General features: G+C 64.3%; 17 protein-coding genes (1 of these 17 cut by a window edge). 6 read left to right on the top strand and 11 right to left on the bottom strand.

Features of this window, described 5'->3' with window-relative positions; translation table 11 throughout:
• Nucleotides 1-89: the start of a CBS domain-containing protein gene (locus tag OVY48_RS11945; RefSeq protein ID WP_037479586.1), read on the bottom strand. 340 nt of this gene lie to the left of the window's left edge; 89 of the gene's 429 nt are visible here — the first part of the coding sequence; its start codon is at nucleotides 87-89; its stop codon lies beyond the left edge, outside the window.
• A gap of 73 nt (nucleotides 90-162) precedes the next feature.
• On the opposite strand from OVY48_RS11945, the gene OVY48_RS11940 reads away from it, so the two are divergent.
• Nucleotides 163-462 carry a hypothetical protein gene (locus OVY48_RS11940; RefSeq protein WP_037479592.1) on the top strand — a complete coding sequence of 100 codons (300 nt, stop codon included), beginning with the start codon at nucleotides 163-165 and terminating at the stop codon, nucleotides 460-462.
• Nucleotides 455-832: an acyl-CoA thioesterase gene (locus tag OVY48_RS11935; RefSeq protein WP_037479585.1), complete on the top strand. Its 378-nt coding sequence runs from the start codon at nucleotides 455-457 to the stop codon at nucleotides 830-832. Before OVY48_RS11940 ends, OVY48_RS11935 begins: the two co-directional genes overlap by 8 nt.
• 3 nt (nucleotides 833-835) lie before the next feature.
• On the opposite strand, the gene OVY48_RS11930 is transcribed toward OVY48_RS11935, so the two are convergent.
• The 6 genes from OVY48_RS11930 to hisS all read right to left on the bottom strand — a co-directional run bounded on the left by OVY48_RS11930 (nucleotide 836) and on the right by hisS (nucleotide 8,549).
• Nucleotides 836-2,356, bottom strand: a complete 1,521-nt coding sequence (locus OVY48_RS11930; RefSeq protein ID WP_313922996.1) for a hypothetical protein — start codon at nucleotides 2,354-2,356, stop codon at nucleotides 836-838.
• Between the two features lie 10 nt (nucleotides 2,357-2,366).
• Complete coding sequence (locus OVY48_RS11925; RefSeq protein WP_313922995.1) at nucleotides 2,367-3,770, bottom strand: DUF4139 domain-containing protein; 1,404 nt, start codon at nucleotides 3,768-3,770, stop codon at nucleotides 2,367-2,369.
• 133 nt (nucleotides 3,771-3,903) lie between these two features.
• The gene (locus tag OVY48_RS11920; protein WP_313922994.1) at nucleotides 3,904-4,854 is read right to left on the bottom strand and encodes a DUF4167 domain-containing protein; all 951 of its coding nucleotides are present in this window, start codon (nucleotides 4,852-4,854) and stop codon (nucleotides 3,904-3,906) included.
• 299 nt (nucleotides 4,855-5,153) lie between these two features.
• Nucleotides 5,154-5,969: a peptide chain release factor N(5)-glutamine methyltransferase gene (gene prmC, locus OVY48_RS11915; protein WP_313922993.1), complete on the bottom strand. Its 816-nt coding sequence runs from the start codon at nucleotides 5,967-5,969 to the stop codon at nucleotides 5,154-5,156.
• Nucleotides 5,966-7,057, bottom strand: coding sequence for a peptide chain release factor 1 (prfA, locus tag OVY48_RS11910; RefSeq protein ID WP_037473367.1), 1,092 nt, complete (start codon nucleotides 7,055-7,057; stop codon nucleotides 5,966-5,968). The genes prmC and prfA overlap by 4 nt, the downstream gene beginning before the upstream one ends.
• A gap of 133 nt (nucleotides 7,058-7,190) precedes the next feature.
• A complete protein-coding gene (hisS, locus tag OVY48_RS11905; protein WP_313922992.1) occupies nucleotides 7,191-8,549 on the bottom strand; it encodes a histidine--tRNA ligase in 1,359 nt (452 codons plus the stop codon).
• A gap of 143 nt (nucleotides 8,550-8,692) precedes the next feature.
• Between hisS and OVY48_RS11900 the strand changes: the two genes are divergently transcribed.
• Nucleotides 8,693-10,624, top strand: a complete 1,932-nt coding sequence (locus OVY48_RS11900; protein ID WP_313922991.1) for a peptidase M61 — start codon at nucleotides 8,693-8,695, stop codon at nucleotides 10,622-10,624.
• Nucleotides 10,625-10,661: 37 nt separating this feature from the next.
• The gene (gene ppa, locus OVY48_RS11895; RefSeq protein WP_037473364.1) at nucleotides 10,662-11,201 is read left to right on the top strand and encodes an inorganic diphosphatase; all 540 of its coding nucleotides are present in this window, start codon (nucleotides 10,662-10,664) and stop codon (nucleotides 11,199-11,201) included.
• Between the two features lie 175 nt (nucleotides 11,202-11,376).
• Here ppa and OVY48_RS11890 read toward each other — a convergent pair whose 3' ends face one another.
• Complete coding sequence (locus tag OVY48_RS11890) at nucleotides 11,377-12,840, bottom strand: PLP-dependent aminotransferase family protein (RefSeq protein WP_313922990.1); 1,464 nt, start codon at nucleotides 12,838-12,840, stop codon at nucleotides 11,377-11,379.
• Nucleotides 12,841-12,995: 155 nt separating this feature from the next.
• On the opposite strand from OVY48_RS11890, the gene OVY48_RS11885 reads away from it, so the two are divergent.
• The gene (locus OVY48_RS11885; protein ID WP_313922989.1) at nucleotides 12,996-14,180 is read left to right on the top strand and encodes a hypothetical protein; all 1,185 of its coding nucleotides are present in this window, start codon (nucleotides 12,996-12,998) and stop codon (nucleotides 14,178-14,180) included.
• A 73-nt stretch (nucleotides 14,181-14,253) separates the two neighbouring features.
• On the opposite strand, the gene OVY48_RS11880 is transcribed toward OVY48_RS11885, so the two are convergent.
• The gene (locus tag OVY48_RS11880; RefSeq protein WP_313922988.1) at nucleotides 14,254-14,736 is read right to left on the bottom strand and encodes a hypothetical protein; all 483 of its coding nucleotides are present in this window, start codon (nucleotides 14,734-14,736) and stop codon (nucleotides 14,254-14,256) included.
• 86 nt (nucleotides 14,737-14,822) lie between these two features.
• Between OVY48_RS11880 and gyrB the strand changes: the two genes are divergently transcribed.
• The gene (gyrB, locus tag OVY48_RS11875; protein ID WP_096063302.1) at nucleotides 14,823-17,312 is read left to right on the top strand and encodes a DNA topoisomerase (ATP-hydrolyzing) subunit B; all 2,490 of its coding nucleotides are present in this window, start codon (nucleotides 14,823-14,825) and stop codon (nucleotides 17,310-17,312) included.
• A 172-nt stretch (nucleotides 17,313-17,484) separates the two neighbouring features.
• Here the strand turns inward: gyrB and OVY48_RS11870 are convergent, their stop codons facing one another.
• Both OVY48_RS11870 and OVY48_RS11865 read right to left on the bottom strand, forming a co-directional pair.
• Nucleotides 17,485-18,033 (bottom strand): ankyrin repeat domain-containing protein, encoded by a 549-nt coding sequence (locus OVY48_RS11870; RefSeq protein ID WP_313922987.1) that lies wholly within the window; start codon nucleotides 18,031-18,033, stop codon nucleotides 17,485-17,487.
• 127 nt (nucleotides 18,034-18,160) lie between these two features.
• Complete coding sequence (locus OVY48_RS11865; RefSeq protein WP_313922986.1) at nucleotides 18,161-19,828, bottom strand: catalase; 1,668 nt, start codon at nucleotides 19,826-19,828, stop codon at nucleotides 18,161-18,163.
• Nucleotides 19,829-19,924: the final 96 nt, after the last annotated feature.

Here is a 19,924-nt window from a genome sequence, read left to right as displayed (position 1 = left end):
AGCAATTGGACAGCGGACAACACCGTATCGGTGGACCGCACCTGGACCACATCGCCCCCCTTGCCCCGCAAAATCGCTGCAATCGTCATGGCTGCTCTCCTTCTGCCCTATAATTTGGTTCAGGCGCTTGATGATCCCACTTTCGCGGGCCAAAGAAAAGGGATGACACGCAAGCAAGCGCTCGATGATCCGCAGATCGCCGCCGTGGCCTGGACCCGGTTTCGCCGCATCATGGCGTGGATGGCGCTGGGCGGGGCGGCCTGCACCGCGCTGGCGCTGCTCTTTCTCTATTATCGGTCGGAAACCATGCCGATCCATATGATCATCGCGACCATATTGGGGGTGTGGCTGACCTTCATGCTGGGCACGGGGCTGATGGCGCTCGCCTTCCTGTCGCATGGCACCGGCCATGACGAGCAGGTGATGGACCGGTTGAAGGACGAGGTGCCGCTGGATGACTGACAAGCGCGACGATGTGGTATTGCGCGTCATGCCGCGCATCGCCGACATCAACGCCAATGGCCATATTTTCGGCGGCTGGGTGCTGAGCCAGATGGATATTGCGGGCGGCATCGTCGCGCATCGAATCGCGCAGGGGGCCGTGGCGACCGTCGCGATCGAAAGCATGAAGTTCATCACGCCGATTTTGCTGGGCGATGTCGTGTCGGTCTATGCCCATGAGGAGCGGCGCGGGCGGACCTCGCTCGCCATCCGCATCGATGTGGTGGCGACGCGCGGGGCGGAGCAGGAGCAGGTCGATTTGACCAGCGGCCTGTTCACCTTCGTCGCGCTGGATGAGAATCACCGGCCGCGCCCCTTGCCCGCGACCTGATCGTCAGCGGGGCGTCCGCAGGCGGTAGTCGAGTTGGGCCGTTCCCTGCGCGGGCACGGTGACCGCCCATAGCCAAGCCCCATCGCGACGGACGAGACGCGGACGTGATCCGACGAGTCGGTTGGCTTCGTCATCCTGCACGATGATTTCCGCGACCAGCGGTTCGGTGCCGCTATTGATCAGCCGAAGACCGTATCGCTGCGTTTTGTCATCGAAGGAGCGTTCGTAGCGCAAGTGCGGGCTTTGACCTGCGGCGATCTCTACCTTGTCACCGATCGCCTGGTCACGCATTCGCGCCTGCGCCAGCAACAGCGATTCGACCCCGCGCATCGCGAACAGCGAGAGGCCGCCGGACGGGAGCGGCACCCCTGCCCCGCTTTCGCGCCGGTTGGTGAAGCGCAGCGTGCGGGTGAGCGGGCCGCCCTCGCTGGCCTCGCCCTGCGCCGACAACCGCGCGGTATGAACAGTGGTGAAGGCGATCGCGCGTTGATGCAGGAGGGCGACCTGCTTTTGGCCGTTGGGGTTCAGGTCGACCGTCATCGGCACACGATAGAGTTTGAGGTCGCCCAGTTCCTCCTGCGTTGCGACGCGGCGACCCGTCACCATGATTTCCTGGGCCGCCATCATAGCCGGGGGAGGCGGCGGCGGTGGCGGGGGAGCCATGCCATATACCATCTCGTCATCCTCCCCGTCATAACTCGGTTCGGGCCAACAACTCAGGTAAAGCGGTGGGGCGTCCGGCGCGCGTCCGAGCGCGTCATAATCCGATGTGCGGTTGAGTCGTCCCGCAATCGCCAGCAGGCGCGCGTCGGGAAAGGCGACGCTGTTGCCGTTGGCGACCGTCAGCCAGGCGAACAGGTCGAGCGTTTGCCCGTCCGGCGCGATTCGGGCGACATAGTCGGCTGCCCAATCGAACCCGGTGGTGAGATAGGTAAGCGTGACATCGGCCTGGGTCGCCCGATCGCTCTGCGTGTCGATCGACAAGGTGGGGGTGACGGACAGGTCGGACGGGACTGTGTCATGGATCAGCGTTTCGGGCAGGCCCGAACAGCGCACCGCCTCTACCCCATCCGCGCTTTCGATGACCAGCGCCTGGTCGGGCGTGGAGCGGACGATGGCGTCCTGCTCTACCACCTTGCCGGTCGCGGGATCGGTGCGGCGCAGATGCACGGCCTTGCCCAGCGCGCCAAGCGTCAGACTGGCGGGCGACAGCAGCCGGGCGTCGCGATTTTTCTGGATGACGCCGCCGGGCAGGCCGGTCACCGCCGCGCTGACCGCGATCATGCCGTCGGCCACCCCCTCGAAGCGGATGGTCGAATCGCCGGGCGGGAGGGTGATGCGCCGCTGTTCGGTGACAAGCGCAAAGCCGGTGGGGAAGCGGGCGTTGATGCTCCCCTCGCCGCGTTGGGGATCACGATAGACGGTGACCGAGCGGGATTGCGCGCCGGGCGAGACGATAAGCGTCTGCGCAGACGCGGGCGCGCCCGTCATCGCGAGCAGCAGCAGGATCAGCCAGCGGCGCATGCGCGGGCCGTCAGTAGCGGGTTTCGAAAATGGCGGTGAGGCTGGTGGTGCCGTTGGCAGGCACGGTCACTTGCCAGCGCGCGCTATTGCTGTCGATCCGCTGCGACGGCAGGCTTTCGCTGACGATGCGGGTATCGTTATAGGCGAAGTCGAGGCCCGATTGGGTCAGTTCGACGGTGACCGGCTGATCCTTCGCATTGCTGAGGTCGTAGCGCATATGGCTGCGCCATTTGCTGTTCGAGACACGCTCGCGCTGTTCCACGACGGGCTTGACCTTCACGTCGAAGGCGTCGCCGGTGGCAAGCGCCAGATCGCTGCCCATCGGCGTATGATCGACCTGGTTTTCGCCGATGAACTGCGGGGCACCGCCGGCATCCTTCATATAGAAGCGCACCGTTCCGGCGGGCAGCGCGTCGCCAAGGCCGCCTGCCCGTGCGGTCGAGAAATGCACGACGCTGCGGACGCTTTGCGGCTCTTCGCTGCTGGCGAGCCAGCCGTTGCGATAGGCATAGCCCGCGCGGGCGGGCACGCCCTGAACGTCGAGGAAACTGACCTGCTTGGTCTGGCGATCGGCGATGCGGGTGCGGGCGGCGATGGGGTAGAGGTAGAAATCGCCCAATTGCTCGCGCGGGGCAGTTTCGGTTCCGGCGCGGCGAAGGGCGGCGGCACGTTGCGGGCGATAGCCGCCCTGGCTTTGACCGACGCTGCCCGCGACCAGCAGCGTGCGCGCATTGTCATAGCTGGTGCCGCTGGTGTTGGTGAGCGTGACCCAACCTTGCACATCGATCCGCCCGGCCTTGGCATCGAACAGCGCGACATAATCCGCCGCCCAGCCGAGCCCCGGCGTCAGATAGCGCAGCGAGGCCGCGCGCGTGCCTGCGCGGGCGCTGTCCACTGTGACCGACAGGGTCGGGCGCGCGCGCAGATTGGCGGGCACCTTGTCGAAGATAACGCGCACCGGCAGGCCATCGTCGCGCAAAATCTCGATCCGCTGGCCGATTTGCAGCACGACGCCGCCCTGGACGCTCAGCACCTTGGCCTGTTCGCGCTGTTCCGCGCCGGTGGCGGGATTGGTGCGGACGATGGTGACGGTGCGGCCGATCGCCTTTTCCATCAGCTTGGCAGGGGAGAGCAGATCGAAATCGAAATTTTGTTCGACGATCGACGCGCCATCGGCGGCGAAGGACAGGGTTTCGGGGCGGATTTGCGCCGAGACATCGGGAAATTCGATGCGGCTGACCCCGGCGGGGATGGCAAGCTGGCGCACATCCTGCACCAGCGCGAGATTATTATTGTAGATGGTGACGGCCACGTCGCCCTGCGCCGAGGCGGCAGTCGGATCGGTCCCGTCTTGCGCCAGCGCGGCGGCGGGCAGGAGAGCGAGCAGGGGCGCAAGCAGGAACAAGCGGGGCATGGCAGCATCTCTCCGGTCGGAACGCCGGTGCCTTGTGCCGGATCGCGACGGGCTTGGAAAGCGGGCATGAAAAGGGGATGGCGCATGGGCTGCGCCATCCCCTTTTTCGGTCCGGTAGAACCGCTGTACGGCTTTATTCGGCCGCTTCCGTCGCGGGACGGGTGCGGCGGGTGCGCTTCTTGGGCGCTTCGGCTTCACCGTCATTGTCGGCGCGACCGATTGCGGGCGGCAAGACGGCCAGGTCGAGGCTTTCGTTAGCCTGTTCGGCTTCGGGCACGACCTTGCGCGGGCGACCACGGCGGGGACGCGGCGCTTCGGCTTCGGGCTGAGGCGCGGGGGCCTGTTCAACGACGGGCTGGGGCGCGGGGGCGGCCTGCTCTACCGGAGCCTGCGATTCGGCGGCGACGGGGCGATCGCGACGCGGACGGTCGCGACGGGCATTGCGATCCTCGCGCGGTTCGTCCTGGCGGCGATTCTGGTCGCGCGGGGCACGATCCCCAAAGTCGCGGGGTGCGCGGTCGGCCTGATCGCGTTGCGGACGGTCGCCCTGGTCGCGTTGTCCGCGATCGGCATAGTCGCGCTGGGGCCGGTCGCCCTGCTCGCGCGGGGCCCGGTCGTTACGGTCATTGCGATCGTTACGGTCATTCTGCTCACGCGGGGCGCGATCGAAACCGGGCTGTTCGCGCGGGGTGCGGTCGTAGGACGAATTGTCGGTGCGGAATTCGTCAACACCGTCGGCGACGCCCTCGAAATCATCGCCATCCTCGTCGAAATTTTCGTCCGGACGACGCTGGCGCTGGGGCTGGCCCTGTTGCTGCTCTTCCTGCCGGGCGCGATTGTCGGCCAGGACGCGGAAATAATGGTCAGCGAATTGGAGATAATATTCGGCGTTGACCCGATCACCCGACATCTGGGCATCGCGCGCCATATTCTTGTATTTTTCAAGAAGCTGGGTCGCATTGCCACGGGCGCGATTGTCGATGCGGTTGCCGCTGTCGCCGCCCCCGCCCCGATTGTTGGTGTTGGGACGTCCGTTATTATTCCGGCCGCGATTGCGGCGACCGGCCTGCCGGTTGTTGATCAAGATATGATCCTTGTGTTCGCTGTCATAACCTTGGCTGAAAACACTGTTCCGTCGCCATCCCCAAGCGCGACCCGCTCATCGGGCCGGATATAGCTCCGCAGGACATAGGCCATTATCTGGCCTATGCCGTCCAATGCCAGAGGTGCCGCGCAGCAGCGCCATCATGACTTTAAGGAGCTAGAAAACAGCTTTTCCATCAATGACCTAAAAGGGTCATGTCGCCGGAGCGTGCTGTTCCTGACCCCGATGTAATGGCTTTCATGGGATAAACCAAGCAAATTCGGCTTTATCATCGTTAATCATCGGGTGGCGACCAGGCAGCGGTCCAGCCCGGCCAGATCGCGCAACGGCCGCACGGCAAGGCCGACGCCCTCCAGCAGCGCCGTAACGGCAAGGCGCTGGTCATGGCCAATCTCGATCGCGGCCATGCCGCCCGGCGCGATCAGGCGCGGCAGGTCGGGGGCGATACGGCGATAATCGTCCAGGCCTTCGTCGCCCGCGAACAGCGCGCTGCCCGGTTCACGCAGCACATCGCCCGCGAGCGCCGCGTCGCGCGCGATATAGGGCGGGTTGATGAGGAGGAGGTCGAACGGGCCGTCCACCCTTTGCCCCCAATCACCGAGGCGGAATTGCGCGCGCGTCGCCAGGCCCAGCCGCACGGCATTGCCCTGCGCGACGGCAAGCGCGCCGGACGAGGCATCGATCCCCAAGCCTTGCGCGGTCGGCCATTCGCTCAAGGCCGCGAGCAGGAGCGCGCCGGAGCCAGTGCCGAGGTCGAGAACGGACGCAGGCGCGCGCCCCGCAAAATGCGCGACCGCCGCCTCGATCAGCGTTTCGCTGTCGGGGCGCGGGATCAGCACGTCGGGCGTGACGGTCAGGCTGATCGTCCAGAAATCGCGCATGCCGCTGATATAGGCGATCGGTTCGCCGTTCAGGCGGCGGTCGAGCAATGCGGCGAAGGCGGCGGGGACCGCCAGGTCGCGCTGGCGCAGCAGCATGTCGGCGCGCGAGAGGCCCAGCGCATGGGCCATCAGCAATTCGGCGTCGAGCCGCGCTGTGTCGCTGGTCGCGCTCAAACGGGCCGTAGCCTCGCGCAGCGCAGGCGCGATGCTCACCCCACCCCGTCCAGTTGCGCCAGCCGTGCGGCTTCGTCTTCGGCGATCAGCGCGTCGATGACTTCGGCAAGGCCCGGCCCTTCGAGAATTTCGGGCAGGCGGTGCAGCGTCAGGTTGATGCGGTGATCAGTGACGCGGCCTTGCGGGAAATTATAGGTGCGGATGCGTTCGGAGCGGTCGCCTGACCCGACCATCGCCTTGCGCGCGCCGGCCTGTTCGCTCTGGGTGCGCTGGCGTTCGGCTTCGTAGAGGCGGGCGCGCAATACCTGCATCGCCTTCGCCTTATTCTTGTGCTGGGAGCGTTCGTCCTGCTGAATCACGACGAGGCCGCTGGGCAAATGGGTGATGCGGACGGCGGAGTCGGTCGTATTGACGTGCTGGCCGCCTGCGCCGCTAGCGCGGTAGATGTCGATCTTGAGGTCGCCATCCGCGATCTGGACGTCGACTTCCTCCGGTTCGGGGAGGACGGCGACGGTCGCCGCGCTGGTGTGGATGCGCCCGCCGCTTTCGGTGACGGGGACGCGCTGGACGCGGTGGACGCCGCTTTCGAACTTGAGCTTGGCAAAGACGCCGGTGCCGGTGATGGAGGCGACGATTTCCTTGAAACCACCCGCTTCGGACGCGTTGGCCGTCATCTGCTCCATCTTCCAGCCCTGCGTATCGGCATAGCGCTGATACATGCGGAAGAGGTCGCCGGCGAACAGCGCGGCTTCGTCGCCGCCGGTTCCGGCGCGGATTTCCAGCATGGCGGGGCGGGCATCGGCGGAATCGCGGGGCAGCAGTTGCAGCGCCAGCGCGCGTTCGGCCTGGGGCAGCTGGCTTTTGAGGAGCTGCATTTCCTCCTGCGCCATTTCGCGCATCAACGGGTCGGCATCGGCGTCGACCCCGCCCGCCATATAATCGAGCGCGGCCAGTTCCTGCCGCAGGCGGCGCACCTCATGCGCGGCGCGGGCGACCGGCTCGATCTCGGCATATTCCTTCGACAGGCGCACGAACGCATCGGGGGCGAGGTCAGCGCGCGTCATCGACGCCTGCACCTCATCCCGGCGCGCCTCGATCTGCGCGATGCGTTCAGGCGATATGTGCATTAAGTGTTGCCCCTAAATCCGTTCGGGCTGAGCTTGTCGAAGCCCCGTCCTTTCTTGCAGGCGGAAGAAGAATGGCCCTTCGACAAGCTCAGGGCGAACGGGGTGAGGGAGGCGCATTCAGGCGAGATGTGCATTAGGCGTCAGGCGCAATTCGATGCAGCGTCCACTCCATCGTCGAATCCGGGTTGTCGGTATGCATCAAAAACGGCTGAACAACGAAATCCGCTTCTAACGCAGCAATCACAGCACTCCGCAGCTTCCTCGTGGCGTCGGATATCCCGGCATAATTTTTTATTCTTACGTTAGCAAAACCGCTCGTTACATTTGGCTTTGTGTCTACGAGTAGGATGAACGGCGTACCAACTTTGGTAGCCCTGTCGAACGATTTTCCGGATGGTTTCTTGAAGTCCGAAACTGCTTTGATTTGACCTGACCGTAAGGCTTTAACAATAGAAATGGTGGCCAACTCAGACTCTTCGTTCTCTGACAAAACCACGACGTCTGGGACTACTCTAGTCGGCTGCTCTACCAACATTGCCAGCCGCTCGATCCCTGCCGCCCAGCCGACTGCGGGCGTCGGCTTGCCACCCAGATTTTCGATCAGCCCGTCATAGCGACCGCCGCCCAGCACGGTGCCCTGCGCGCCCAGGCGATCCGTTACGAATTCGAAAGCGGTGTGGCGGTAATAGTCGAGGCCGCGCACGAGGCGCGCGTTGCGTTCCCAGGCGACGCCAGCGGCATCCAGGCCGCTCGTCACCTTGTCGAAGAAGCTGCGGGCTTCGTCGGTGAGGTAAGCGTCGATGTCGGGCGCGCTGTCGGCGACCGGGCGGTCGCGCGGGTCTTTGCTGTCGAGGATGCGGAGCGGGTTGCGCTGCAGGCGATCGACGCTGTCTTCCGACAATTCCCCACGATGCGCCTCGAAATGCGCGATCAGCGCGGCGCGCCAGGCGTCGCGGCTGGCGGCATCGCCCAGCGTGTTGAGCGTCAGCGTCACGCCGTCATCGATGCCCAGTTCCTTGAGCAACTGGTCGGCCATGACCAGCAATTCCACGTCCGCGCCCGGCTCGGCCGCGCCGATGATTTCGGCGTCGAGCTGGTGGAACTGGCGGAAACGGCCCTTTTGCGGGCGTTCGTAGCGGAATAGCGGGCCATGGGTTGCCACCTTGAGCGGCGCATATTGCTGCCAGCCCTCGGTGATATAGGCGCGGCTGATCCCGGCGGTAAATTCGGGGCGCAGGGTGATGCTGTCGCCGCCGCGATCCTCGAACGTGTACATTTCCTTCGACACGACGTCGGTGCTTTCGCCGAGCGACCGGGCAAAGACGGCGGTGGATTCGAACACCGGCACTTCGACGCGCTGGAATCCGTAGAGTTTGCGCACCCGGTCGAAGGTCGCGACCACATGCGCGAAGCGTTCCTGGAACGCTTCCGTGGTGCCGCCCAGCATGTCCTGCGTGCCGCGTACCGGACGCGGCGTTTCGATTTTAGCCATGGGGATGGGCCTTTAACCGCAATTGGCCCCCAAGGAAACGCGCTTTTTGCGCGCCTGCATCAAGGGGTGGACGCGCCCGCGTAGCGACGCCATTGTGCGGGCATGAGGGCCGTCCGGCCCAAACTGCATTTTCGGAGATGTTCATGATCCGCAGCCTTGCTGCCGCCCTTTTCCTGACAACGGGCCTTTCGACCGCGATTGTCAGCCCCCTTTTCGCGCAAGAGGCGATCCGGTCCAAGCCGACCGCCCTGCCCGTCAATGACGCGACCCCTGCCCCAAAAGACGTGCCCTATCCCGGTGGCACCATCAAGCTGGAGGTCGATGCGAGCGACACGACCCAGCGCATTTTTCGCGTGAAGGAAACGATTCCCGTTGCGGCCAGCGGGCCGATGACGCTGCTGATGCCCGCCTGGCTGCCCGGCAATCACGCGCCGCGCGGGCAGATCGAGAAGCTGACGGGGCTGACCATCACCGCCAATGGCCAGCCGGTGGCGTGGAAGCGCGATCCGCTCAACGTCTTCGGCTTCATCATCGACGTGCCGCAGGGCGCGCGCGAAGTCGTGGCGCAATTCCAGTTCCTGTCCGCGACCCAGCCCAATCAGGGCCGCGTCGTCATCACGCCCAAGATGCTGAACATCCAATGGGAAAGCGTCTCGCTCTACCCGGCGGGCTATTATACCCGGCAGATCCCGGTGCAGGCGACCGTCACCTATCCGGCGGGCTGGCAGGCGGCGACCGCGCTGCGCGGCACCAAGAGCGGCAACCGCGTCGCCTATGAGACGATTGATTATGAAGCGTTGCAGGATTCGCCGGTCTTTGCGGGCCGCTATTTCAAGGCGGTGGACCTGGGCAAGAATGTGACGCTCAACATCGTCGCCGACGATGCCGATGAGATGGAATACAAACCCCAACAGATGGCCAAGCATAAGAAGCTGGTCGATGAAGCGGGCGCGCTGTTCGGCAGCTATCATTTCGACCATTATGATTTCCTGCTGGCGCTGACCGACGAAATGGGCGGCATTGGCCTGGAGCATCATCGCTCCTCGGAAAATCAGGTCGAGCCGGGCTATTTCAAGAAATGGGAGTCGGGCGAGGCGCTGCTGGACCGCAACCTGTTGCCGCATGAATTCACCCACAGCTGGGACGGCAAGTTCCGCCGCCCAGATTTGCTGTGGACGCCGGATTTCCGCACGCCGATGCAGGATAATCTGCTGTGGGTCTATGAAGGGCAGACGCAATTTTGGGGCTATGTGCTGGGTGCCCGGTCGGGGATGTTCACCAAGCAGGAAACGCTGGACGCCTATGCTCAGATCGCGGCGAAGCTCGATACCAATGTCGGTCGGCAGTGGCGGCCGATGGAAGATACCACCCATGACCCGATCATCTCCGCGCGGCGGCCCAAGGGCTGGGCCAGTTGGCAGCGGTCGGAGGATTATTATAATGAAGGGCTGATGATCTGGCTGGAAGCCGATGCGATCATTTCGAAGGCGACGCGCGGCACCAAGGGGCTGGACGATTTCGCCAAGGCCTTTTTCGGCGTGAAGCCGGGCGATTGGGGTCAGCTCGTCTATAATCGCCAGGAGGTGATCGACACGCTCAACGGCATCGCGCCCTATGATTGGGCCGGTTTCTTCCGCACCTATGTCGACAGCCCGACCAAGGAAACGCCCAAGGGCGGCTTCATCCTGGGCGGCTATAAGCTGGTCTATGGCGACGAACCGAACGCCATCACCAAGGCGGCCGAGGGCGCGAACAAGATGGTCGACCAGAGCTTTGGCCTGGGCGCGATCGTCAAGAATGACGGCGATATCAGCGCCGTCATCTGGGATAGTGCAGCGTTCAAGGCCGGGCTGGTGGTCGGTGCCAAGATCGTGGCGGTCAATGGCGACGAATTTTCCGGCGACGTTTGGAAGGCGGCAATCAAGGCCAAGCAGTCGATCCAGATCATCCTAAAGCAGGATAAATATTACCGCACATTGTCACTCGATTATTCGGGCGGGCTGCGCTATCCGCGCCTCGAAAAGACAGGAGAGGGTGAAGGCAGTCTCGACCGACTGCTCAAGCCGAGAACATAATCACCCGTAGCGCATCATCGTAGCAAAAGGCGTTTCCATGAATATCGAACTGATCCCGGTGGGCGACGATCCGCCAAACAGCCTGAACGTCATCATCGAAGTGCCGGTTGGCGGCGAGCCGGTGAAATATGAATTCGACAAGGCGTCGGGCGCGCTGTTCGTGGACCGCATTTTGCATACGCCGATGCGCTACCCTGCCAATTATGGCTTCGTGCCGCACACACTGTCGCCCGATGGCGATCCGCTCGACGCGCTCGTCATCGCGCGCTCGCCCTTCGTCCCCGGTTCGGTCGTGCGCGCGCGCCCGATCGCGGTGTTGAACCTGGAAGACGAGGCCGGCGGCGACGAGAAGCTGGTGTGCGTGCCCGACAACAAGACCTTCCCTTATTATGCCGACATCAGCGAGAAGGACGACCTGCCCGGCATCGTGATGGAGCAGATCGAGCATTTTTTCACCCACTATAAGGACTTGGAAAAGACCAAGTGGGTCCGCATCGGCACCTGGGGCGGCGCGGAAGATGCCAAGCAGATCACGCTGGAAGCCATTGCCCGCTATCAGGCGGCGAAGGCAGGCTGAGGCTTTTGAGCTAGAGCTAAGCAAGAGGCCGCGCGGGGTGACCTGCGCGGCCTTTTTGTTGGCAGACAAGCGGCAGCGTCGAGCCCCCTCATCCAACTTCGCCTAAGTGCCTGCGGCACCAAGGCTGCGTATCCTTCTCCCCGCCGGGGAGAAGGGGCATCTACTCATTACCCCCTCAGATCAATCGGTCCGCTTCCAGCGCGAGCGCGAGCGAATCGCGGCTTCTGGGCAGGCGGGCGTGGAGGCGGGCGTCGGCTTCGGCGAGGCGTTCGATCCCGGTGGCGAGTTGCTCTTCGGACAGAGTGAAGGGCAGGCGCAGGAAGCGTTCGAACGCGCCGCTGACGCCGAAGCGCGGTCCCGGCGCGACGCGCACGCCGAGATTTTCGGCGAGCGCGGCGAGTGCGGTGGCTTCGGCGCGGGGGAGTTGCGCCCAAAGCGACAGGCCACCCGCAGGCGCTTCGACCCGCCAATGGGGCAGATGCCGGTCGATCAGGCCGAGCAGATGGTCGCGCCGGTCGCGCAGCATCGCGGCGCGGGTGCCAAGCCCCTCGCCCGCATCCAGCAGATGCGCGACGGCGAGCTGTTCGAGGACGGGGCTGGCCATGTCGGTCGTCGTGCGCAGGCGGGCGAGCGCGGCGATCGTCTGCGGGTCAGCGCGAATCCAGCCGGTGCGCAGGCCGCCCCAATAGATTTTGCTGGCCGAACCCATGGTGATGACCTGCCGCCCCGACGGATCATGCAGCGCGACCGGCGGCGGGGCCGTGAAATCGAGGCCCATCGCCGCCATCGTCTCGTCGATCACCAGCGGCGTGTGGCTGCGCGCGGCGACCGCGACCAGCGCGCGGCGGGTGGCCGGGTCCATGCTGCGCCCGGTGGGGTTGTGGAAATCGGCGATGATATAGGCAAAGCGCGGGGCCGTCTGGCGGAAGGCCGCGTCCATCGCGTCGATATCCCAGCCCTGGGTCGGCAGGCCCACGGGCACCGGCACGACATGGGCGCGTTGCAACGCCTGGATCGCATTATGATAGGTCGGATGATCGATGACGACGCGGTCACCCGGCCCGGCGAGCCAGTGCAGGAGCAGCGAAAAACCCTGCTGCGCGCCGTTGGTGACGATGATCTGGTCCGGGCTGGTGGGGCAACCCCGCCGTTCATAGTCGGCGGCGATCGCGCGGCGCAGCACCGGAAGGCCAAGCGGATCATAGCCAAGGTCGCCCAGATGCGCGGGCAGCGCGTCGAGCGCGGCGACATAGGCGCGCGCCACGCCGGGTGCGGCGGGGAGCGCGGCATGGGTCCAGTTCAGGAGGTTGCCGCCGCTGGCGATGTCGTCGTCGGCTGGCGGTGCGGGCGCGTCGCCGGGTGGCAGGCGCGTGACGCTGCCCGATCCCTGGCGGCTTTCGAGATAGCCCTCGTCGCGCAGCCGATCGAAGGCGGCGGCGATGGTGGTGCGGCTGAGTCCGAGCGCGGCGGCCAATTCCCGCTCGCCGGGCAGGCGGACGTTGAGGCCGATCCGGCCGTCCAGCACCAGCATCCGCAGCGCCTGTGCAAGCTGGCGATAGGCAGGCTGGGCGCTATCCAGTGCGCGCCAGGCGCCGAGCAGGCGCAACAGCGAGGGCGGGCGAAGATGCGAAGTGGACATGGCCTAGCGTTCCATTTGGGGAGCAATGCCATGCCATTTACCGCGCAATGGCCCTGATGGGAAAGGCCAGTTGCGCCGAACTTGCCTGCGCCGTTGACCTGCCGGATCAGATGGGCATGATCCCGCCAACCCGTTGATCCCAGGAGCCTGACCCCATGCGCCCCGTCCTTGCCTGCGCCCTTCTTTTGATGCTGAGCGCCGCTGCGCCCTCACCGCCTGCCCTGTCGCCGCTGGCATTCGAGCAGATCGCGCCGGCTGGCACGAAAATGCCGCGCTTCAAGGTGGATGCGGCCTGGCCGACGATGCCGGACGACCTGTTGCTGGGGCAGGTAAGCGGCGTGGCGGTGGGGCCGAACGATATGGTCTGGGTGGTGCATCGGCCTCATTCGCTGACCGGCACCGACACGGGATTGGCGCAAACGCCGCCGATTGCGGTCTGCTGCAAGCCTGCGCCGCCGGTGGTGCGGTTCGGCAAGGATGGCACCTATATGGGCGGCTGGGGTGGCGCGGCGAGTGCGCCGAGCGTCGATGGGGTCAGCCAGTGGCCCGCCAGCCTGCATGGCATATTCGTCGATCAGGCTAATACGGTCTGGTTCGGCGGCAATGGCAAGGACGATCATGTCGTGCTGAACTACAGCGCGGACGGCACATTTCTGCGCGCCTTTGGCAAGCGGGGCGAGACCAAGGGCAATGATGCGACCGACCGGCTGGGCAATCCGTCCGACGTGCATCAGGTCGATGGCATGGTGCTGGTGTCGGACGGCTATGTGAACCGCCGGGTGATCGGCTTCGACGCGAAGACCAACGGTTATGAGGGGCGTTGGGGCGCCTATGGCAAGCCGCCGATCGCGCCGACCCGCGAGGGGACGTTCGACCAGAGCCATGCGGTCGACCCCAGCAAGGTGGCCAATCCCAAGGCAGAAATCTTCGGCGACATCGTGCATTGCGTGGTGCCGACGAAGGACGGGCATGTCTATGTGTGCGACCGCAACAACAACCGGGCCCAATTGTTCAAGCGCGGCAAGGATGGAGCGCTGACTTTCGTCCGCGATCTCGCCATCGCCCTCGAAACCGGAGGCACGCATACCGTGACCGACATCGCCTTCTCGCCCGACCCGGAGCAGACCTATCTCTATGTCGCCGACATGATGAACGGGCGGGTGTGGATTTTGCTGCGCAAGACGCATGAAGTGCTGGGCGCGGTCGGGCGGATCGGGCGGCAGGCGGGACAGTTCACTTGGCTACACAGCATCGATACCGATAGCGAAGGCAACATCTATACGACCGAGGTGAATACCGGGCGGCGGGTGCAGAAGCTGGTGTTTACCGGCATCGAGTGAGCGAGACAGAAGGCGGTGCGCAGCGCTTCTCGACTTCGCTCGAAGCGAACGGCGGTTGGTGAAGCCGCGGATTTTACCCGCCGATCAGCCGCATATAGGGGCTGGCGAGCCAGCCGCTGACGCAGGGGCCGTCATAGGGTTGTTTGCGGTCCACGGGTGAGGACACGCCGCAATCAGGCGCGGCGGCGGCACCGTCGGCGGGCGCGGCGGGCTGCACGACGACGCCCAGCCATTTCTGGTCGAGGCTGCGGGTGCAGATATAGGCGCGCTGGCCTTCGGGCAGTTGTGCGATCACCTTGGCATCGGCGAACGGTGCAGCGAGCAGGGGCAGCCCCCCTGCCCCGCTGCGGCTTACCTGGCCAAGGCCACCGCAGGCGTCGAGCCGAGGCCCGTCTTCGCCGATCGTCACGGGCCGGGCGGATGGCGTATCCATGCGGGTTTCGGAGACCTCCGAGCGCGGCGCATCGGCGAGTGAACTGTTGGGCAATTCGTCCAGCACCTCGCGGCTGTCGGAGCAGGCGGCGAGCATCAGGATGAGGGCAAGGGTTCGGACCATGGAGACGGGATAGACCGGCAGGCTGGTGGGGGGAAGGGGCCATGTTTCGCTTTAGTTTCAGCCCGCCTTTCCCTATAGGCTGGGCTATGAGCGAAGAACCCGTAAACTCCCCGAACAGCAACGAATATGGCGCCGACAGCATCAAGGTGCTGAAAGGTCTGGATGCGGTCCGCAAGCGGCCGGGCATGTATATCGGCGATACCGATGATGGCAGCGGCCTGCACCATATGGTGTTCGAGGTCAGCGACAATGCGATCGACGAAGCGCTGGCCGGGCATTGCGACCGGATCGACATCACGCTGAACCCCGATGGCTCCGTCAGCGTGATGGACAATGGCCGCGGCATCCCGACCGGCATCCATACCGAAGAAGGCGTGTCGGCGGCCGAGGTCATCATGACCCAGTTGCACGCCGGGGGTAAGTTCGAGAATACGTCGGACGACAATGCCTATAAGGTATCGGGCGGCCTGCATGGCGTGGGCGTGTCCGTGGTGAACGCGCTGTCCGACTGGCTGGAGCTGAACATCTGGCGCGATGGCCAGGAACATTGGATGCGGTTCCGCCATGGCGATGCCGAAGCGCCGCTCAAGGTGCTGGGGCCAGCCGCGCCGGGGCAGAAGGGCACGAAGGTCACCTTCATGTTCTCGACCGACACGTTCAAGAATGTCACCGACTATGATTTCGACAAGCTGGAGCATCGCTATCGCGAGTTGGCTTTCCTCAACAGCGGCGTGCGCCTGTTCCTGACCGACGCGCGGCATGAGGAGAGCAAGACGGTCGAACTTTATTATGAGGGCGGCATCGCGGCCTTTGTCAGCTATCTCGATCGCAACAAATCGGCGATGATGCCGGAGCCGATCGCCATTTCGGGCACGCGCGACAATGTGACCATCGAAGTCGCGCTGGAGTGGAACGACAGCTATTATGAAAATGTGCTGTGCTTCACCAATAATATCCCGCAGCGCGACGGCGGTACCCATTTGGCGGCGTTCCGCGCGGCGCTGACCCGCACCCTCAACAATTATGCCGAAAAGTCGGGCATGTTGAAGAAGGAGAAGGTGAGCCTGACCGGCGAAGATATGCGCGAAGGGCTGACCGCGATCGTCTCGGTCAAGCTGCCCGATCCCAAATTCTCGTCGCAGACCAAGGACAAGCTGGTCAGTTCCGAAGTGCGCCAACCGCTCGAAAGCCTGATGGCCGACAAGATGGCCGAGTGGCTGGAGGAAAATCCGGCGCATGGCAAGATGATCATCCAGAAGGTGATCGACGCCGCTGCGGCGCGCGAGGCCGCCAAGAAGGCGCGCGAACTGACCCGGCGCAAGGGCGTGCTGGATATTGCCAGCCTGCCCGGCAAGCTGGCCGATTGTCAGGAGCGCGATCCGGCCAAGTCCGAACTGTTCCTGGTCGAGGGTGATTCGGCCGGTGGTTCGGCCAAGCAAGGCCGCAACCGGCATAATCAGGCGATCCTGCCGCTGAAGGGCAAGATCCTGAACGTCGAGCGCGCGCGCTTCGACAAGATGTTGTCGTCCAAGGAAGTCGGCACGCTCATCCAGGCGATGGGCACGGGCATTCGCGACGATTTCAACCTGGAAAAGCTGCGCTACCACAAGATCGTCATCATGACCGACGCGGACGTCGATGGCGCGCATATCCGCACGCTGCTTTTGACCTTCTTCTATCGCCAGATGCCGCAGATCATCGAGGGCGGGCACCTCTATATCGCCCAGCCGCCGCTCTATAAGGCGACGCGGGGCCGCAGCGAACTCTATCTGAAGAACGATACCGCGCTGGAGCAATATCTGGTCGATAATGGTGTCGAATCGATGGTGCTGGAGGGACCAGCCGGCACGCGGACCGGCAATGACCTCAAGAGCCTGGTCGATCATGCGCGGCGGATGCGCGCGGTGATGCGCTACGTCCCCCGCCGTTATGACCCGGCGATCATCGAGGCGCTGAGCCTGACCGGGGCACTCGACCCCGAATTGTCGCAGGACGAGCAGGCAACCCGACTGGCCGCTGCCGTTGCCTGGATGGGCGCGCAGGATGCCGAGGGCAAATGGACCGGCCGGATCGCCGAAGAAGGCGGTTTCCATTTCGAACGGCTGTGGCGCGGCGTGACCGACCATCATGTCATCGAACATGGCTTCGTCGGGTCGGCCGAGGCGCGCAAGTTGCACACATTGGCGAGCGAAGAATCGCAAAGCTATCTGACCCCTGCCCGGCTGGTGACGGCCAAGGCGGCGATGGCGGCCGAGGAAGCGGGCGACGACGACCTGCCTGCGGCACCGGCCAAGGGCATGACGCTGGTGACGCGGCCGAGCGAATTGCTGGAAGCGATTTTGGCGGCCGGGCGCAAGGGGCTGGCGATCCAGCGCTACAAGGGGCTGGGCGAGATGAATGCCGAGCAGCTGTGGGAAACCACGCTGGACCCCGACAACCGGTCGATGCTGCGGGTCGAGGTCGAGCAGGCGGATATTGCCGACGAGATTTTCAGCCGCCTGATGGGCGAAGTCGTCGAACCGCGGCGCGAGTTCATTCAGGACAATGCGCTGAACGTCGCCAATCTGGACGTCTAAAACGGACAGCGAAACGGACATTGGTTTGCGAAAATGACAGTGGACGGGGGTGGTTCGCCGCCCCGTCCACTGTCGCTCCATGTCCGCATTGGCTGATCGGAAGATGCTGAAATAGCGCCATCTTCTGTTTCACGTGGAACAGGCTTTGTATGCTATTCCCGCCAAATGGTGGTTATGGTGTGGCGTCGAGTTGTTTGACCATCGCGTCATTGCCCTGGCCCTGCGCGACGGCCTTGGCGGTGCGGCCGGAGGCGTCGGCAAGCGCTGGATCGGCACCGGCTTTCACCAGCATGGCGACCTGGGCGCTGCGGCCGAAGAGCGCCGCCATCATCAGCGCGGTTTGCCCCGCCTTGTTGCGGGCGTTGACGTCGCAGCCTGCGGTCAGAAGCCGAGCGGCGATCGCGTCATTGCCCTTGAACGCGACGCCCATTTGCGCGGTATTGCCCTGCGATTCGTCGGGCTTGCAGGCATCGGCACCGGCGGCGATCAGTGCGTCGAGCGTGTCCGCCTGACCATTATAGGCCGCGAGGATGAGCGGGGTGAATCCGCGGGCGTCGGTGGCGTTAAGGTCGACGCCTGCCTTGACGAGCGGCGTGATCATGTCGGTACGGCCGAGTCGGGCGGCGTCGAACAAGAGTTGCTGGCGGCGTTCGGGGGTGGGGAGCGCGTCGGGCGCGGAGGTTGCGGTGGCCAGCGCTGTGGCGAGGAGGAGGGAGAGCATCGCTAGTCAGCCTTATTGTGTAAAAGATCCGTTCGGGCTGAGCCTGTCGAAGCCCCTCCTTTCTTTACATAGGGAAAGAAGGAAGGGCCCTTCGACAGGCTCAGGGCGAACGGTGTTTCTTTGTGCCTTAACGCACGGTCAGGCGCTGTTGCGGATAGGCGGCTTCATATTCGGAGACCGCCTTGGTCACTTCCGCCATGGGGACGTTGACCGCCTTGGCGATGCGGGTGCCGTAGTCCTTGTCGGCCTGGTAGAAATAGCTGACCATCATCGTGCGGGTGCGGTCGGAGGTGACCTGGCCGAGATCGCCTGCGAGGTTGGCGATCAGGTCGGCCTTGTCCTTGGCCGAGAGAGCGCGATAGAAAATGCCTGCCTGCGCGAAATTATTGGTCTTCTCGATCGGCTTGGTATCGACCGTCGCGTTGATGGTGTAGGTCGACTGGCCATATTCGGCCGCTGCCTGCTTCTGCACCATCGCCGGGAAATAATTGACGTTCGAGGTCGAGCCGGTCGCGTCCATCACGCCATCCTGCGAATTATTGACCACCGGGGCCAGCGGCTTGTTGACCGGCAGTTGCAGGACGTTCGCGCCGACGCGATAGCGCTGCGTGTCGGCATAGCTGAACAGGCGGCCCTGGAGCATACGGTCGGGCGAGGCTTCGATACCGGGCACCATGTTGGACGGCGCAAAGGCCGACTGTTCGGTGAATTCGAAATAATTGGCCGGCATCTTGTTGAGCGTCATCTCGCCGATCTTGCGGAAGGGCACGTCGAGCCATTCCTTGGTATCGTCGAACGGATTATAGTCGAGGCCTGCAAATTGTTCGGGGGTCATGGTCTGCACCATCAGATCCCAGGTCGGGAAATTGCCCTTACCGACTTCACGATAGAGATCGTCAGTCAGGAAGTTGAACTGGGCCGCGCCCGCATCCTTGCCGGTCAGATTCTTGACGCCCTGGCGGCTGATCCAGCGGAACTTGGCGAAGGTGACCTTGCCCTGCGCATTCACCAGTTTGAAGGCGTGGACGCCATTGCCGTCCATGGTGCGATAGGAGGAAGGCGTGCCCAGGTTCGAATAGAGCTGGGTCAGCATATTGGTGGATTCAGGCGTGTTCGAGAAGAAGTCGAAATAGCGGTTCGGGTCTTGCTTGTTGGTGACCGGCGAGGGCTTGAGGCTATGCACCATGTCGGGGAACTGCATGGCGTCGCGGATGAAGAAGACCGGCAGGTTATTGCCGACCAGATCCCAATTGCCCTGATCAGTGTAGAATTTGGTGGCGAAGCCGCGCGGGTCGCGCAGGCCTTCGGGGCTGCCCGACGGGTGGATGACGGAGGAGAAGCGCACAAAGACCGGGGTTTCCTTGCCCGCCGTGAAGAGCGAGGCGCGGGTCAGGTCGCTGATGTCGGCGGTGGCGCGGAAGACGCCATGCGCGCCGGTGCCGCGCGCGTGGACGACGCGCTCAGGGATACGTTCGCGATCGAAGCGGGCGAGCTTTTCAATGAGGGTGGTGTCTTCGAGCAATACCGGGCCAAGGTCGCCTGCGGTCTTGCTGTTGCGGTTGGCCCCGATCGGCGCGCCATTGTCGCGCGTCAGGTTGGGGACGGTCGCGGGCGCGGCTTCGGCGGGAACGGTCATGGTCTGCCCGGCATCGGCGGGCAAGGTGACGGTGGCCATGCGCGGGGCGACCTGCGTGGTGGTCTGGGCCAAAGCCTGTGCGCCGACAAGCGCGGACAGGCTGACGGCAGCCAGGGTCAGGCCGCGCAAAGGCGCGGCCGAAATCGGTGAATTCGACATGATCAGGTTCCTCTGTTGTTTTGTCGATCGTGGCGATCGACACCCCTCGGACTGGGAGACGATGGATGGACCCGTAAGGTCCGCAAGAGAAACGGC

Origin of the sequence: Sphingobium sp. SA2 (assembly GCF_032227065.1) — a bacterium.
Taxonomy (GTDB): Bacteria; Pseudomonadota; Alphaproteobacteria; order Sphingomonadales; family Sphingomonadaceae; genus Sphingobium.
The sequence above is the reverse complement of the archived record's forward strand: the minus strand, read 5'-3'. Positions and strand labels throughout refer to the sequence as shown.

Coding starts and splice junctions, on each gene's coding strand:
- OVY48_RS11940 (WP_037479592.1), top strand. CDS start 163: ATGACACGCAAGCAAGCGCTCGATGATCCGCAGATCGCCGCCGTGGCC.
- OVY48_RS11935 (WP_037479585.1), top strand. CDS start 455: ATGACTGACAAGCGCGACGATGTGGTATTGCGCGTCATGCCGCGCATC.
- OVY48_RS11930 (WP_313922996.1), bottom strand. CDS start 2,356: ATGCGCCGCTGGCTGATCCTGCTGCTGCTCGCGATGACGGGCGCGCCC.
- OVY48_RS11925 (WP_313922995.1), bottom strand. CDS start 3,770: ATGCCCCGCTTGTTCCTGCTTGCGCCCCTGCTCGCTCTCCTGCCCGCC.
- prfA (WP_037473367.1), bottom strand. CDS start 7,057: ATGCACATATCGCCTGAACGCATCGCGCAGATCGAGGCGCGCCGGGAT.
- hisS (WP_313922992.1), bottom strand. CDS start 8,549: ATGGCTAAAATCGAAACGCCGCGTCCGGTACGCGGCACGCAGGACATG.
- OVY48_RS11900 (WP_313922991.1), top strand. CDS start 8,693: ATGATCCGCAGCCTTGCTGCCGCCCTTTTCCTGACAACGGGCCTTTCG.
- ppa (WP_037473364.1), top strand. CDS start 10,662: ATGAATATCGAACTGATCCCGGTGGGCGACGATCCGCCAAACAGCCTG.
- OVY48_RS11890 (WP_313922990.1), bottom strand. CDS start 12,840: ATGTCCACTTCGCATCTTCGCCCGCCCTCGCTGTTGCGCCTGCTCGGC.
- OVY48_RS11885 (WP_313922989.1), top strand. CDS start 12,996: ATGCGCCCCGTCCTTGCCTGCGCCCTTCTTTTGATGCTGAGCGCCGCT.
- OVY48_RS11880 (WP_313922988.1), bottom strand. CDS start 14,736: ATGGTCCGAACCCTTGCCCTCATCCTGATGCTCGCCGCCTGCTCCGAC.
- gyrB (WP_096063302.1), top strand. CDS start 14,823: ATGAGCGAAGAACCCGTAAACTCCCCGAACAGCAACGAATATGGCGCC.
- OVY48_RS11870 (WP_313922987.1), bottom strand. CDS start 18,033: ATGCTCTCCCTCCTCCTCGCCACAGCGCTGGCCACCGCAACCTCCGCG.
- OVY48_RS11865 (WP_313922986.1), bottom strand. CDS start 19,828: ATGTCGAATTCACCGATTTCGGCCGCGCCTTTGCGCGGCCTGACCCTG.